The 14,664-nt window shown below is 68.8% G+C and carries 17 protein-coding genes; 8 read left to right on the top strand and 9 right to left on the bottom strand.

What is annotated here, in order from left to right:
- Positions 1-4 precede the first annotated feature (4 nt).
- The 3 genes from dpsA to NBT67_RS07270 all read right to left on the bottom strand — a co-directional run bounded on the left by dpsA (position 5) and on the right by NBT67_RS07270 (position 2,623).
- Positions 5-550, bottom strand: a complete 546-nt coding sequence (dpsA, locus tag NBT67_RS07280; RefSeq protein WP_251344181.1) for a DNA starvation/stationary phase protection protein DpsA — start codon at positions 548-550, stop codon at positions 5-7.
- Between the two features lie 231 nt (positions 551-781).
- Positions 782-1,930: an SPFH domain-containing protein gene (locus tag NBT67_RS07275; RefSeq protein ID WP_251344180.1), complete on the bottom strand. Its 1,149-nt coding sequence runs from the start codon at positions 1,928-1,930 to the stop codon at positions 782-784.
- Positions 1,931-1,984: 54 nt separating this feature from the next.
- Complete coding sequence (locus NBT67_RS07270) at positions 1,985-2,623, bottom strand: IS6 family transposase (protein WP_251344179.1); 639 nt, start codon at positions 2,621-2,623, stop codon at positions 1,985-1,987.
- A gap of 153 nt (positions 2,624-2,776) precedes the next feature.
- Between NBT67_RS07270 and NBT67_RS07265 the strand changes: the two genes are divergently transcribed.
- Positions 2,777-4,267, top strand: a complete 1,491-nt coding sequence (locus tag NBT67_RS07265) for a helix-turn-helix domain-containing protein (protein ID WP_251344178.1) — start codon at positions 2,777-2,779, stop codon at positions 4,265-4,267.
- Between the two features lie 201 nt (positions 4,268-4,468).
- Positions 4,469-4,774 carry a hypothetical protein gene (locus NBT67_RS07260; RefSeq protein ID WP_251344177.1) on the top strand — a complete coding sequence of 102 codons (306 nt, stop codon included), beginning with the start codon at positions 4,469-4,471 and terminating at the stop codon, positions 4,772-4,774.
- A 53-nt stretch (positions 4,775-4,827) separates the two neighbouring features.
- On the opposite strand, the gene NBT67_RS07255 is transcribed toward NBT67_RS07260, so the two are convergent.
- Positions 4,828-6,111 (bottom strand): cytosine deaminase, encoded by a 1,284-nt coding sequence (locus NBT67_RS07255; protein WP_251344176.1) that lies wholly within the window; start codon positions 6,109-6,111, stop codon positions 4,828-4,830.
- A gap of 107 nt (positions 6,112-6,218) precedes the next feature.
- On the opposite strand from NBT67_RS07255, the gene codB reads away from it, so the two are divergent.
- Positions 6,219-7,613: a cytosine permease gene (gene codB / locus NBT67_RS07250; protein WP_251344175.1), complete on the top strand. Its 1,395-nt coding sequence runs from the start codon at positions 6,219-6,221 to the stop codon at positions 7,611-7,613.
- Here the strand turns inward: codB and NBT67_RS07245 are convergent.
- Positions 7,610-8,149, bottom strand: coding sequence for a tRNA (cytidine(56)-2'-O)-methyltransferase (locus NBT67_RS07245; RefSeq protein WP_251344174.1), 540 nt, complete (start codon positions 8,147-8,149; stop codon positions 7,610-7,612). The genes codB and NBT67_RS07245 overlap by 4 nt on opposite strands.
- Positions 8,150-8,289: 140 nt before the next feature.
- Here NBT67_RS07245 and NBT67_RS07240 point away from each other — a divergent pair, with 140 nt between their 5' ends.
- Positions 8,290-9,063: a DUF2797 domain-containing protein gene (locus tag NBT67_RS07240; RefSeq protein ID WP_425498909.1), complete on the top strand. Its 774-nt coding sequence runs from the start codon at positions 8,290-8,292 to the stop codon at positions 9,061-9,063.
- Between the two features lie 39 nt (positions 9,064-9,102).
- Complete coding sequence (locus tag NBT67_RS07235) at positions 9,103-9,513, top strand: hypothetical protein (RefSeq protein ID WP_251344173.1); 411 nt, start codon at positions 9,103-9,105, stop codon at positions 9,511-9,513.
- A gap of 4 nt (positions 9,514-9,517) precedes the next feature.
- Here NBT67_RS07235 and NBT67_RS07230 read toward each other — a convergent pair whose 3' ends face one another.
- Positions 9,518-10,621: a glycosyltransferase gene (locus tag NBT67_RS07230; RefSeq protein ID WP_251344172.1), complete on the bottom strand. Its 1,104-nt coding sequence runs from the start codon at positions 10,619-10,621 to the stop codon at positions 9,518-9,520.
- A gap of 24 nt (positions 10,622-10,645) precedes the next feature.
- A complete protein-coding gene (locus NBT67_RS07225; protein WP_251344171.1) occupies positions 10,646-11,734 on the bottom strand; it encodes a glycosyltransferase family 4 protein in 1,089 nt (362 codons plus the stop codon).
- Positions 11,735-11,805: 71 nt separating this feature from the next.
- Between NBT67_RS07225 and NBT67_RS07220 the strand changes: the two genes are divergently transcribed.
- The 3 genes from NBT67_RS07220 (at position 11,806) to NBT67_RS07210 (ending at position 13,275) form a co-directional block, all read left to right on the top strand.
- Positions 11,806-12,081, top strand: a complete 276-nt coding sequence (locus NBT67_RS07220) for a ribonuclease P protein component 4 (RefSeq protein WP_251344170.1) — start codon at positions 11,806-11,808, stop codon at positions 12,079-12,081.
- A gap of 61 nt (positions 12,082-12,142) precedes the next feature.
- Positions 12,143-12,391, top strand: a complete 249-nt coding sequence (locus NBT67_RS07215; protein WP_251344169.1) for a YhbY family RNA-binding protein — start codon at positions 12,143-12,145, stop codon at positions 12,389-12,391.
- Entirely contained in the window at positions 12,388-13,275 is an 888-nt protein-coding gene (locus tag NBT67_RS07210) for a mechanosensitive ion channel family protein (protein WP_251344168.1), read from the top strand. Before NBT67_RS07215 ends, NBT67_RS07210 begins: the two co-directional genes overlap by 4 nt.
- On the opposite strand, the gene NBT67_RS07205 is transcribed toward NBT67_RS07210, so the two are convergent.
- Together NBT67_RS07205 and NBT67_RS07200 are read right to left on the bottom strand one after the other, a co-directional pair.
- On the bottom strand, positions 13,272-14,075 hold the full coding sequence (locus tag NBT67_RS07205; protein WP_251344167.1) for an HD domain-containing protein: 804 nt from the start codon (positions 14,073-14,075) through the stop codon (positions 13,272-13,274). The genes NBT67_RS07210 and NBT67_RS07205 overlap by 4 nt on opposite strands.
- A gap of 45 nt (positions 14,076-14,120) precedes the next feature.
- A complete protein-coding gene (locus NBT67_RS07200; RefSeq protein WP_251344166.1) occupies positions 14,121-14,597 on the bottom strand; it encodes a redoxin domain-containing protein in 477 nt (158 codons plus the stop codon).
- Positions 14,598-14,664 lie beyond the last annotated feature (67 nt).

Raw genomic sequence — 14,664 nt, 5'->3', positions numbered from 1 at the left:
CCCCTCAGTGGGTCGCGTCCGCCAAGACGAGCGTGTCGTCCTCGAGGAAGTGCTCGGCCTCGTGGGCGCCCTCTTCGAGGTCCTCGAGGGTCTCCCGGAGCAGTTCGCCCGTCGCGTAGTCGCCGAGGTCCTCGGCGAGCGAGACGTGATCGCGCACCGACTCGATGATGTCGCCGTACATCTCCATGTCGTTCTCCATCGCCGTCCGCACGTCGTAGACGTCCTCGCCCTCGAACTCCACGATGGAGTGATCGTCGAGCGCACTCGGCCCGCTGATCGGCACCCCACCGAGCGCTTGGACCCGCTCCGCGATTTCGTCGGCGTTCTCCTCGGCCTCCTCGGCCGCGTCGCCGAACCAGTCGTGGAGCTGTCCGAACTCCGCGCCCTCGACGGTCCAGTGGTGCTTTTTCAGCTGGTGGTAGAGGACGTACGTGGCCGCGAGGTCGGTGTTCAGCGCCTCGATAACCTGTTCGGCCTTCCCGGTATCGATGCGGACGGCGTTGTCCTCGACGCTGCCCGCCTCACGACGGATGGATTCTTTCGCGCTCATCCCGTCCCACTTGACGCTCCATGCAGATAAACATTATCAGAAATCTAATATTTTAGGCGTGCCAAAAAGTACCAAACTCCCCCGAGAGCCGAGTTCCCCCCGATTCGGACCCCCTCGAAACGACGGCCGCGTCTTCCGAAATGTTGGCACGATTTGATATGATGGGGATCGAGGCAGGTCACGAAACGCGCCGTCTCCGTGGCCGAGCGGTCGGCCGACCGCTGTCCCGTCTCACTCGGCGTTCGACTCCGTCTCCGGCTCTTCGCCCGCGAACTCCGCGCCCTGATCGGCGTCCTGAACGACCTCGTCGGCGCTTTTGATGTCCGTGCCCGCCCCCGATTTGATCGCCTCGGCCTCCTGTTCGAGTTCCTCGATGTCCATCTCCGCGGCCTCGTCGATCTGGCCGAGGATCTCCTCGATGTCGTCGAGGCCGATCAGTTCGCGGGTCTCCTCGTCGAAGTCGAGCGAGTCGAGCGCCTGCGAGTCCTGCACGTCGCTCCCGGTCAACTGCTTGCCGTACCGGCCGACCAGCGACGTGAGTTCCTGCGGGAGGACGAAGGTGGTGGACTCGCCCTGACCGATGCGTTCGAGCGTCTCCATCCCCTTGTCGATGACCGCACGCTCACCCATCGACTCCGCCGACTTCGCCCGCAGCACCGTCGAGATGGCGTCACCCTGGGCTTCGAGGATCTGGCTCTGTTTCTCACCCTGCGCGCGGATGATGTTCGACTGCTTTTCCCCCTGGGCCGTCTCGACGGCGCTCCGCCGTTCGCCCTGGGCTTCGAGGATCATCGCCCGGCGGCGGCGCTCCGCGGAGGTCTGTTGCTCCATCGCCTGCTGGACGTCCTTCGAGGGGTTCACTTCCCGCACCTCGACGCTCTCGACGCGGACGCCCCACTCGTCGGTCGGTTCGTCGAGTTCCTTCCGGATGCGGGCGTTGATCTCCTGGCGCTTGTTCAGCGTGTCGTCGAGTTCCATGTCGCCGAGGACGGCTCGCAGCGTCGTCTGGGCGAGGTTCGACACCGCCATCTTGTAGTCGTCGACTTCGAGGAACGCCTTCTTCGCGTCCATCACCTTGATGTAGACGACGGCGTCGGCGGTCACCGGCGAGTTGTCGCGGGTGATGGCCTCCTGGCGCGGCACGTCGAGGGTCTGGGTCCGCATGTCGAAGGCGTACGTCCGCGAGACGAACGGCGGGATGAACGTGATGCCCGGTTCGAGCAGCCGGCGGTACTCCCCGAACACGGTGAGCGCCTTCTTCTCGTACGCGTCGACGATCTCGACCATCTGGTAGACGGTGACGATGGCGAGCAACAGGACGAGCACGCCGACGAGAAGCGGTCCGATTCCGGGAATCGACTGCAGTACGACGGGGGCCATGGCGGGACTTAGGGTGTGGCCGGCAAAAGGGTTCGCACGGGATCGACGGTCGCGTTAACTTTGGCATCGATTCCACCAGACGGCGAGGGCTTGGAGCCACGATTCTGCGGTCGTCGGCTCCACGTGGCTAAACGTATTTGAAAACGAAGAGGTTCGTCGTTTTACTTCTCTAAAGATACGTTCGACAGCATTCCGATTGCCATGGAGTTCGTATCTGCAATCGAGGCCGTGTCGATTGAGAGCAGTTTGGAGATGTTTGGCGCCATCGACGAGAAACACGGCGGTTTCGACATCGTGTTTCTCGCGTAATTCGCTCAGGAAAATTTCGGTTAGACCGGTCGTATACGTGCTAAAGAGCCGGATATGAAGGAATGTGTTCGTTTCAGGATCGATGGCGGCGTACAGCCAGTATTGCTGATCGTTGATTCGAATCACAGTTTCGTCGAGTGCAACGTGATTCGGGCTCGCACCGCCTTCGGGCTGTAGATCGGCCTTCTGCACCCAGTTGTGAACGGCCGTTCGAGATCGTTCGACACCCAACCTTTCAAGAATCGAGATGGTATTCGAAAGTGATAATCCCGCCACATGCATCTGAATACCGAGCCGCATCGCGAACTCGGGTGTCCGCTGACGCTCCACAAAATCTAATTCGATCCAGTCGCTACCATCGCTGAGGCGGCTGATTTCGGGCATGAACAACTTAGAAATCAGCACGCCTCACTCTTCACGCTAACTTAACGCGACCGGATCGACGCCGGCGACTCGGCTGTCGGCCGCGGCGTTCGCCTGGGAACTAGTGACAATCCATTACTGCCTCCGGCGGCTTCGACGGAACGGGCGCTCACGATGGCCGAACGTCACCGCCGACTCCTCGGATCGCTCCCGATCCTGGTGACGACCCACGCCACCGACGGCGCGGGGACGTACACCGGCGTATACACGAGTCTACAGGTCAAGAGTACCGAATCGCCGAAGGACTTGGTCGGGAAGCGTCTCGACGAGGTGCTCAATCCGGAGGCGACGGAGGCGCTCCTCGACGCCTTCGACGAGGTGATCGAGACCGGCACCCGTCGGTACGTCGAGTTCTCCGTCGAGTTCGCCGACGAGGAGTTCCGGCGGGGAACGTACGTCGCTCCGCTTCCCCCCGACTCCGCGGACACCCCCCAGGAGGTCGTCACGGCCGGCATCGACGTCACCAGATACGACGAACGCGACCGGGCGCTCTACGACGTGTTCGACGCGCTCGAATCCCAATCCGTCCGCAGCGACCTCGAACGCGCGTTCTGTGACCGTATCGTCGAGGGGCGCCGATACGAGATGGCGTGGATCGGCACGGCTGACCACGCCGGCGACCCCAGCGTGCGCGCGTCGGCCTACGCGGACGAGTACCTCGACGACCTGCGCGCCGTCGGTGGCCTGGACGCCACGGCCGACCCCGGCGTTCGGGCGCTGCGGTCGGAGGAGGCCGTCTCCGTGGCGTCGATCGCGTCGCGGAACCGCGACTGGGCGGCGGTCGCGACCGATCACGGTCTGCAGGCCGCCATCGCCCTGCCGCTCTCCCACGAGGGCGTCGAACACGGCGTCCTCGCGGTGTACCTCGCCGACGCGGAGTACCTGGTCCCGTGGCGCGAGGAGGTCCTCGTCGATTACGCGGACGCCGTCGGCTACGCGTTGAGCGCCGCCATGTGGCGGTGGGCGCTCGCGTCCGACACCGCCGCCACGCTCACCGTCGCCGTCCCCGACGGCCTGCCGCTACTGGCGCTCCCCGACGCCGTTGGGGGTCCGCTCGACGTCGTGTCGGTCGTCCCGCGGTCGGGGGAGACGGTGTACTACCTGCGCGGCGACGACGGGTGCGATCCGGAGACGGCGGCGGCCCGCTGCGACGGGGTCGAACCCTACGGCGTCCCCTCCGAGGGGCAGTCGGCCGTCGTCGTGGGGACCGAGACCCCCGAGAGCCGACTCGTTCGACTCGGCGTCCGGTTCCACACGTTTCGGGTGACCACCGACGGGGCGACGATGACGCTGATCGTCCCCGACTCGGGGACGGCCCGGAGCGTTCGGGAGACCCTCCAGGAGGGGTATCCGAACGCGACGATCTCCGTCGAGTGGGGGGACGCCGACCCCGACGCCACCGACCCGATCACGGGGAGCGTCCGGTCCGTGTTGACCGACCGGCAGTACGAGATGCTGGAGGCCGCCTATCGCCACGGCTACTTCGACCGGGACCGGAAATGTAACCTCTCGGAACTGGCCGACGAACTCGGCCTCTCTCGGTGGACCGTCAGCGAACATCTGCGGCTGGCACAGCGCACGCTGTGTTCTCACCTGCTGGATTGAATCCCCACATGTGGGCACCGTCTTTATTCCGTTCTCACCTCGTCATTCGGGTAGTGATGTGTCGACACGCCAGTCGGATCCCGGGATCCACACCGCGTCGGTCGGTCACCGCGGACGGTCAGATATCGGGGAGCGGCGGCCCTCGGATCGGCCGGCCCGCACCCGGCCTCTCCCGGTCCAGCTCCGGAGGTGTCTGATCCCGTGTCGCGCCGATTCCAGTCCAGTTCGCTCGACGACTGTCTGCGAGCGCTGGAACACGACCGTCGACGCGACGTCCTGACGACGCTCTCGGCGACCGAGACGCTCGACCTGGCCGACCTCGGGACGGCCGACCGGGACCGCCTCTCGCTGGTCCACCACCACCTCCCGGTGCTCGACGACCTGGGGTACGTCGAGTGGGAGAGCGAGACTGGGCGCGTCGGCCGCGGGCCGCGGTTCGACGAGATCGACGCGCTGCTCGAACTCCTCCGAAGCCACGAGGAGGACCTTCCCTGGGCCGTCACCTGAGTGACCGTGGATCGACGGGGACGCCGAGCGGTGTCCGCCCCGCCGTGCCCGACCTACCGGTGGAAATCGACCGCGCTCGTCCCGTCGGCGCGGTGGACCGTCGCGCTCGACGGCTCCGTCCGCGCCACGACGTCGCCCTCCCGGAGCACGAGCGTCCGGGGCGCGCGGGTGCGCAGGGCGTTGAACCCGTCGGGGCTGTCGTACACGACGAGCGACCCCTCGTTACCCTCCCGGAGTCCGTACTCGCTCGCGCCGAACACTTCGGCGTTGGCCGCGGTCAGCATCTCCCACAGGGTGGACACGTCGTCGCGACCCGCCATGTGCGCGTAGTGGAGGAGGACGAAGGCGGCGTCGAGCGGGTCGGCCTGCCCGTAGTGATACCACGGGTCGAGGACGGAGTCGTGGCCGAGGCCGACGGTGACGCCCGCCTCGTGGAGTTCGTCGATCCGGGTGTGTCCGCGCCGGCGCGGGTAGTCGTCGTAGCTCCCCTGCAGCACCGAGTTGTCCGGCGGGTTCGTCACGACGCCCACCCCGCTCTCCGCGAGCAGCGAGATCACCTTGTCCGCGTACGCGTTGTTGTAGGAGTGCATCGCCGTGGCGTGGCTCGCGGTCGTGCGGTCGCCGATCCCCCGCTTGAGTGCCTCGCTCGCCAGCACCTCGGTGAACCGCGACCCCGGGTCGTCCGTCTCGTCGATGTGGAGGTCGAGCGGCCGGTCGTACCGTTCGGCCAGGTCACAGACCGTCCGCACGCTCTCGACGCCGTCCTCGCGGGTGTGTTCGTTGTGGGGGATGGCGCCGACGGCGTCGACGCCCATCTCGACGGCCTCGCGGAGCAGGTCCTCGTGGGACTCGTCGGTGAGGATGCCGTCCTGCGGGAAGGCGACGACCTGCAGGTCGACGACGTCCGCCACTCGCTCGCGGAGTTCGAGGAGCGCCTCGACGGTCGTCAGCGACGGCTCCGTCGTGTCGGCGTGGGTCCGGATCCGGGTGACGCCGTTGGCGGCGTACCACTCGACCGTCCGGGTCGCCCGGTCGAGGACGTCCTCGACGGTGATGTCCTCCTTGTACGCCGCCCAGACCTCGATCCCCTCCGCGAGCGTCCCGCTCTCGTTCCAGGTCGGGTCGCCCGCGGTCCCCGTCGCGTCGAGGTGGACGTGGGGTTCGATCAGCGGCGGCGTCACCAGCCGCCCGTCGGCGTCGTACCGGCGGTCCGCCGGGAACGACGACGGATCCCCCTCGCCCGCTGGGACGAGACGCCGGATCGTCCCGTCCTCGATTTCGACGTCGACGATGCCGCCGGCGAGCGTCCGCCCGCGGGTGACGATGTACTCGGACATACCCGTCCCCGAGGGGGAGCCGACACAAATTCCTTCGCACTCCCGGTTTCGCACGAACGTGCGCGTAATGCCAAATTTTATCAACAATACCTGTGCGACAACGGGTAATGGCAACGGAAGACGAATCGTCGGCGTGGCGAACGTTCGTGTTCGGGGACGAAGACCTCCCCGATCCGGACTACCCCATCGATCACGTCCCTCGGGACGAACGCAAAGGCCTCGTGAGTATCTCCGCGGTGTTGCTCGGCTTCGTCTTCTTCGCCGGGACGCTGTGGTCCGGCGCCGAAGTCGGGGCGGCGATGGGATTCGGTCCCATGCTCACGGCGACCGCAGTGGGCTACGCCATCCTCGGCGTCTACGTCGCGGCGCTGTGTGGCATCGCCGCCAAGGCCGGCCTGACGACCGTCCTCCTCGCCCGGTACAGCTTCGGGCGGTGGGGGGCGAAGTTCGCCGACCTCCTCCTCGGCGGCACGCAGGTCGGCTGGTTCGGCGTCACCATCCCGATGGTCGCCATCCCGACGGCCACCTTCTTCGGCCTCGACTCGCCGACGTTCACGCTCGCGCTCATCGTCCTCTGGGGCGTGCTCCACCTCGCGACGGCGTACTTCGGCTACGAGGGCATGGAGAAACTCTCCCTGATCGCCGTCCCGATCCTGGTCGTCGTCGGCCTGCTCTCCGTGTTCATCGCGGTTGGGGACGCCGGCGGCCTCTCCGGCCTGTTCGCCGGGAGCGGCAGCGGGGAGATGGGATTCGCCGCCGCGGTCACCATCGTCGTCGGCACGTTCATCAGCGGCGGGACGCAGGCGCCCAACTGGGCGCGGTTCGCGTCCTCGACCCGCGTCGGCTTCTGGGCCGGCCTCGTCGCCTTCCTGATCGGCAACGGCTTCCTCTTTCTCTCCGGGGCCGTCGGCGGCGCCGTCTACGACGTGACGCCCGCCGGCGACCTCTACGAGGTGCTCGCGGCACAGGGGCTCGCGGCCATCGGCCTGATCGCCCTGATTCTCAACATCTGGACGACGAACGACAACGCCGCCTACGCCTTCGGCGTCGCCGGCAGCGAGGCGTTCGAGTTCGACCGCAAGCGCCCCTTCGTGCTGGTCGGCGGGACGGTCGGCATCCTGCTCGCACTCGCCGGCGCCGAGAGCCTGCTCATCCCCTGGCTGTCGACGCTCGGGCAGTACGTCCCGCCCCTCGGCGGCGTCATCATCGCCGACTTCCTGCTGTGCTGGCGGCTGAGCGTGCCGCGGATGGAGGACGTCGACTTCACCGGGGTCCGCTGGATCGCGGTCCTCGCCTACGCCGTCGGCGTCGTCGTCGCCGTCCTCACCGCCGGACAGGTCGTCCCCGGCGTCCCCGCCCCGGCACCGTTGCCCGGCCCCGGCGGCGCGGCGCTGAACGGCCTCGTCGCCGCCTTCGTCGTCCACACGGCGGCGTACCACCTGCTGGAGGAGACGGGCGTCCTCGCCGGTCACGACGTCGACGCCGCGGCCGAACGGCTCTAGTCGTCGACCTCCTCGACGCGCTTGCCCGTCGCCTGCGGGACCACCCGCCGCTCGGCGTCCTCCCACTCGCGGTCGAGTTCCCGCCCCTCGAACAGGCGGTCGAGAAACACCGCCAGCGCCGCCACCTCGGAGTGGGGCTGGTTCGTCACGCCCACGTTCCAGTCGGCGCGGTCGTACACCTCGAAGTCGACCTTTCCGGCGCCGACGACGACGAGCAGTGGCGCTTCGCGATGGCGGTCCCGGATCGGCGCGATCACGTCCGCGACGGGTTCGCCGTACATCGTCAGGTGGACGACCGTCCCCTCCCACTCCCGGAGGAGCGGCCGGTAGGAGTCGGTCACCGTCACGTCGAAGGGGCCGCCGAAGCGGTCGGTGATGTCGGCCACCGTCTCGCCTGCCTGCGAGGCGTCGCCGACGAGGACCGCCCGGTCGGCGCCGAGCGCCCGCGCCGTCAGGGCCACGTGTGTCGTCATGCGGTCGTCGCGGCCGGGCCGGTGGCCCAGTCGCAACACGACCACCTCGGGGGCGTCCTGCATACCCGACGGGAGGGGGTCGAGGGGGTAACGGCTTTCGGAACGGCCACACCGGGGACCGCCCGCCGTCGCCGGTGCCGTCGCCGGTACCGTCGCCGTCGTCGGAGAGACACGCCTTTACTCGCCGCCCCCGAAGGGGTCGTGTGCAGATCGTCGGCTACGACGCGACCGACGGCGGCATCCTCGTGAGCGACGGGGACGACGCCCTCGACGACGCCCCGCCCCGCCCCGTCGAGTACGTCCCTCTCGACCCCGGAACGGACCTGACCTACCGCCTCGACGACCGCCACTGCGCGGGCGTCGTCACCGACGACGGTCACCGCTCCTGTGACGACCCCGACGCGCCCCACTGTCCGGCCCACACCTCGACGTGGGTCTGTGCCCGGTGTACGGGCACCTGTCTCAAAGACGAGATGGACTGTTTCGACGACCACGCGGTCTATCTGGCAGCCTTCGCCCCCGACACGTTCAAGGTTGGCGTCACGAAGGCGTGGCGCCTGGAGACCCGCCTCCGCGAACAGGGGGCGGACCGTGGCGCCCACCTCCGCACCGTCTCGAACGGGCGGATCGCCCGCGAAATCGAGGCGGAACTGGCCGCCGGGATTCCGGACCGGGTGCGGGCGCCGACCAAGCGCGCGGGGCTCGGTCAGTCGGTCGACGAGGCGGCGTGGGACGACCTGCTGTCGGGGTTCGACCCCCGCGACCGCTTCGCGTTCGACTACGGCCTCGACCTCTCGGAGCGGCCGGTCGCCGAGACGGTCGCCACCGGCCGGGTTCGCGGGACCAAGGGCCGCCTGCTGGTGCTGGATCACGCCGGAAGCACGTACGCGGTCGACCTGCGGGACCTGGTCGGCTACGAGGTGACGCCCGACGGCACCGACCGCCGCCTGCAGTCGAGTCTCGGCGCGTTCGGATAGACGGCAACCCTTTTCGGCGTGGGTTTCGAACCCCGTGGCATGGCAGACGACGACACCGCCGACGAGTCCGAGACAGCGGGTGGCGAAAGCGAGGAGGGCGAGGAGAAGTCCTTCCGCGAGCGGGTCGAGGAGATCCGCGAGCGGCGCGCCGAGGAGCGCGAGGAGGGCGAGCGCCCCGACCCCGAGGAGATGATGGGCGGCGAGGGCGGCCCCGGCGGCAACCCCTTCGCACAGATGATGAGCGGCATGATGGGCGGCGGCGGTCCCGGCGGCATGGGCGGCGGCATGGGTGGCGGCCCGCCCGGCATGGGTGGCGGCCCCGGCCGCGGCGCCGAGGAGGAGTCCGGCGGCAACGAGGAACTCGTGCGCGAGGTCCGACAGCTCCGGGACGAGGTCCGCGACGCGACCCGACAGCTCCAGCGGATCGCGCAGGCGCTCGAAGACGACTGACGCTCTAGCTCACTCGGTCGTACACGTCCGCCAGGCGGTCGACCGCCCGGTCGACGCCGTGCCGGTCACGCCGGGCAAGACACCGCACCCCGAGTTCGTCGCGCTCCGCGAGCGTCCGCCGTATCGACGCCCGGAGCCCGTCGACGTCGCCCGTCTCGAAGTGGTACCCCGTCTCCCCCTCGACGACGGTGTCCGCGAGGGCGCCGTCGTTCGCGCCCACGACGGGCGTCCCGCAGGCGTTGGCCTCCAGGGCGACGAGCCCCTGCGTCTCGATGGGGCTCGGGAAGACGAAGGCGTCGAGGGCGCTGTAGAACGCGGGGAGCTCCTCGCGGTCGAGGAAGCCGAGAAAGCGGGCGTCGACCCCGCGCTCGGCCGCCCGGGTTTCGAGGTCCTCGCGGGCCGGGCCGTCCCCGCCGAAGACGAGCGTCACGTCGAGCGCCGCCGCGGCGTCGACGGCGTCGCGCAGGCGCTTCTCGTAGCCGTGGCGCCCGGTGTAGCCGAGCAGCGTCCCCGCGTCGTCGAGGCCGTGACGGGCCAGGAAGTCGCCGGGGTCGACCGGGCGGAAGCGCTCGGTGTCGATGCCGTTCGGGACGACGGTCACCGGCGTCGAGACGCCAACCTCGTCGGTGAGGTGGGTCGCCGTCGCCTCGCTCGGCGCGACGACGGCGTCCGCCCGGTCGAAGAACCACCGCTCGTACCCCTTGCTCGCCCGCTCGACCAGCGCCTCGACCGCCTCGCCGGGGGCGACGTAGTCGGCGTACTCCGCGGTCGGGGTGTGATACGAGGCGACGAGCGGGCGGTCGCGCCGGCGGGCGAGTCGGAGGCCCGCGATGCCGATGGCGAAGGGCGTGTGGGCGTGGACGACGTCGACGTCGCGGACGCGGCGCGGGATCACCGGCACGCCCAGCCTGAAGCCGGGATAGAAGGGGAACGGCAGGCTCCGAACCGGGTACTCGCCGGCGCGGGCGGCGTAGCCGTCGGTTCGCGGGTACACCACGTCCATGCGGCCGCCGCGGTCGGTCCAGCAGTCACGCCACGCCTGGACGGTGTACGTGACCCCGTTGACCGTCGGCAGGTAGGTGTCGGTGAAGGCGGCGACCGAACGCATTGGCGGCGATTCGGCGAGGAGGGGTTAATCGCTTGTGACTTCGTCGCCCGCCCCCGCGTCCGGCCGGCCGCCCACTGCCCGGTAGGCGTCGACCAGTCTCTCGCCCACCCGCTCCAGCGAGTGCTCGGCGGCCGTCGCCGTCGCGTTCTCGCCGAGTCGGTCGCGCAGGTCCGGATCGCTCGCCAGCCGGTCCAGCGCCGCCCGAAACTCGGCCCGCGTCTCGCATTTCAGGCAGTCGTGGCCGTGGGTGTAGAACTCCTCGAAGACGGGGATGTCCCGCAGGACGACCGGCTTGCCACAGGCCATCGCCTCGAGGACGGCGATGCCCTGGTTCTCCGCCTTCGTGGGGAACAGGTAGACGTCGCCGGCCGCGAAGGCGCCGCGCTTGTCGTCCACCCAGCCGGTGAAGGTGACGTTCTCGGGGGGGTTCGACGTCCAGCGACGCACCGCCTCCGAGGCCTGGGGCCCGGAGTCGTAGGGACCGAACCACGCGAACTCGTAGTCGGTCTCCTGAGCCAGCCGACAGAACGTGGTGAGGCCCTTGCGCTCGAAGACGTTGCCGACGGAGAAGGCGACGAGGCCGTCCAGGTCGAAGCGGTCGCGGTACTCCTCGCGGAGGGCCTCGAACCCCGCGAGCGACGCCGTGTCGACGCCGTTGGTGATCGGCCGGATCGGCGCCTCGACCGGGTAGGACTCGAGGATGCGCTTCGTGTACTCGCTCGGGCAGAGGACGAGGTCGGCCTGCGAGTAGAACCACCGGAGGTAGCGGCCGAGGGGGCCGGCGAGGTGGGTCGACCCCCGGAAGCTCTCGGCGAAGTCCTCCCGGGTGACGTGGGCGTGGAGGACCAGCGGCGTCCCCGTCCGCTCGGCGTGTCTGGCCACCGCGACCGTCCCGGGGCCGATCATGTTGCAGTGGGCGACGTCGTACTCGCGGAAGGCCCCGTTCCCTCGGAGCGCCGACCCGACGGCCCGTGGCGGCGAGCCGCCCGTCCACGGCGAGGTGAGCACCGACACGTCGGTCGTCGCCAGCGCCGCGCGCTGCTGGTCGGCGGCGGTTCCGATCCCGCTCCGGTCGAGTCGGCTCTCCAGTTCGAGGTAGTTCAACACCCGCACGGGCGGCGATTGCGCGGTGACGCTCTTCACGCTGTCGGAAGGCCTTTCTTGCCTCCCGGCCGGGTTCGGGTATGGGCATCGCGGAGGAGCGGATCGACCGACTGGTGGCGCTCGCGGACGAGGCGGTCGCCGCGGGCGACCCCGACCGGGCCCGGAAGTACGTCCGCCGCGCCCGCCGCATCGCCGAGCGCAACCGCCTCACCCTCCCCCGAACCGTCCGCCGGTTCACCTGCGACGCCTGTGACGCCTACCTCCGCCCCGGGCGGAACGCGCGCGTCCGGTTGCAGGAGGGGCACGTGGTCGTCAGGTGTGACTGCGGCGCGACGGCCCGCTACCCCTACGAGTAGCTCCCTGTGACGGCCTGTCGTTGATATAAACTTTCAAACCGATTCGGTGCCAGTGACGGGTATGGATACGCAAGCGCTGCGCAAACGGGCCCACGACCTCGACGTGACGGTCTGGGTCGGGAAGGGGGGCGTCGACCCCGTGGTCGACGAATGTGACGATCAGTTGATAAATGAGGAGCTGGTGAAGGTGAAGTTCCTGCGGTCGGCACAGGGGGGGACCGACGTGGAGACGCTGGCGGCGACCCTCGCCGACCGGACGGACGCGGCCGTCGTCGAGACGCGGGGTAACACCGCCGTGCTTCACCGATGACCGGCGTGGCGCTCCAGAGCGGCGCCATCGCGCGCTTCCTCTCGGAGAGCGGCGTGCCGTACGCCGACGCCATCGGCTCGGCCATCGTCTTCGTCGTCGTCCTCGCCGTCGTCTACGTGGTCGGGCGGGCGGCGATCATCCCGCTGGTGGACCGGGTGCTCGACTCCCGGGGGCTGGAGAAACACGCCCGGAAGCCGCTCCGGAAGCTCACGCTGCTTTTGGTGGTGTTCGTCGGGGTCGCCGTCGCCTTCGGGTTCGCGGGCTACGGCGACTTCCTGCAGTCGCTGGCGACCGTCGCGGCGGCCGCGACGCTCGCCATCGGCTTCGCCATGCAGGACGTCATCGCCAACTTCGTCGCCGGCGTCTTCATCTTCACCGACAAACCCTTCAAGATCGGCGACTGGATCGAGTGGGACGGCAACTCGGGCATCGTCGAGGACATCAGCTTTCGCGTCACGCGGGTGCGCACCTTCGACAACGAACTGCTGACCGTCCCCAACTCCCACCTCACCGACGGCGTCATCAAGAACCCCGTCGCGAAGGGCCAGCTTCGCCTCCAGGTACCGTTCGGCATCGGGTACGACGACGACATCGAGCGGGCCAACGAGATCATCCTCGAGGAAGCCAACGCCCACCCGGACGTCCTCGACGACCCCGCTCCCTCCGTCCGGCTGACCGAACTCGGCGACTCGTCGGTCGTGCTCACCTCGCGGGTCTGGATCGACGACCCCAGCCGGTCGGACTTCGTCAAGACCCGCGGCGAGTACGTCACCGCCGTCAAGGAGCGCTTCGACGAGGCGGACATCAACATCCCCTACCCGAACCGCACGCTCGGTGGCTCGCTCGAACTCGGCGGCGTCGACGAGGCGGTCGTCTCCGACTAGAGTTCGATCCGTTCGACCAGCCCGCTCTCCTCTTTCGTGTTGATGGCGACGATGCGGACGTGATCCTCCAGGGTCGAGTCCCGGAGTTTCGCCTTCAGCAGGTTGTCGACCTGGTAGACGCCCGCGGCGTTCACCATCTCGATTTCGACCAGCACCGCCGCGTCGTCGCCCTCCTCCAGCGTGACGTTCCGGATCGCCCGACTCGACAGGGTGTTGATGCCGCGCCCGCCCTTCTCGTAGGGGATGCGCGAGCGCCCCCGCTCCATGTCGAGGGCGTCGGCGACGCGGATGACGCCCGCCTCGCGGGTCAACGGATCCTCCTCGGTGTGGTGACAGAGGATGGCGTGCAGCGTCTCGGCTTTCACCCGCACCGCCTCCTCCGTGTCGTAGAACTCGGGGAGGAGTCGATCGAGCAGGTCCGAGGCCAGCGGGATGGAGTAGTAGGCGTGTCGGTCGCGGTGGACGACGTGACCCACGTCGTGGAGGGTCGCCGCGAGGGCGACGATGACCGGTTCGTCGGCCTCGCTCAGCCCCTGATCCGTCGCGCCGTTGAACGCCACGCCGGCGCGCTTCAGGAGTTCGTACAGGCGGAGGGCACGGTTCCGAACGATCTCGATGTGTTTCGGGCCGTGGTCGTTGTACCCCTTGCGCGTGACGGCGTTGACGTTCTGGGCGTCGAGGTAGGTTCGCACCTCGGGGTCCTCGACGACGGCCGGGAGGATCCGGTTCAGCTTCTCGTCGGGGTAGGCGTGCGGGGCGTCGGGGTCGTACTTCCGGCCGTCGGGGTCGTCGTCGTCCATACGACCCCGTTGACCCCGGCAGGGAAAAAGCGCGCCGACCGAGGCTCAGGCCGAGGCGTCGGCCGCCGCCTCGCGAACCGCCTCGTAGTCGGGTTCCTGCTTCGGGTCGTCGCCGACCCACCGGTAGGTAATCGTCCCGTCGCCGTCGACGACGAACACCGCACGCTGGGCGACCCGCATGTCGACCGGCGAGAACGTGTCCGTGACGCCGTAGGCGTCGATCAGTTCGCGGCGCTCGTCGCTGAGGAGGCCGAAGTTCAGGTCGTTCTCCCGGCGGAACTCGTTGAGCGTGTAGGGGAGGTCGACGCTGATGCCGTACACCGTCGCGCCGACGTCCTCGAAGTTGGCCAGACGGTCACGGAACGTACACATCTCCGTCGTGCAGGTGCTGGTGAACGCCGCGGGGAAGAAGGCGAGAACGATGGGTGCCTCGTCCAGGTGTTCGGAGAGGGTGAACGACTCCACGTCGCCGTTCGCGAGCGGAACGGTAAAATCGGGTGCCGCGTCGCCGATGTCGACCATACCGTCCGTTCGGCGGTGGCGGACATTATACTGTCGACTGCGGTCGCTGATCGCCCGCAGTCGGGTG

The organism is Haloplanus sp. GDY1 (assembly GCF_023703775.1).
GTDB lineage: Archaea > Halobacteriota > Halobacteria > Halobacteriales > Haloferacaceae > Haloplanus > Haloplanus halophilus.
This window is presented reverse-complemented; position numbering and strand designations above follow the sequence as displayed.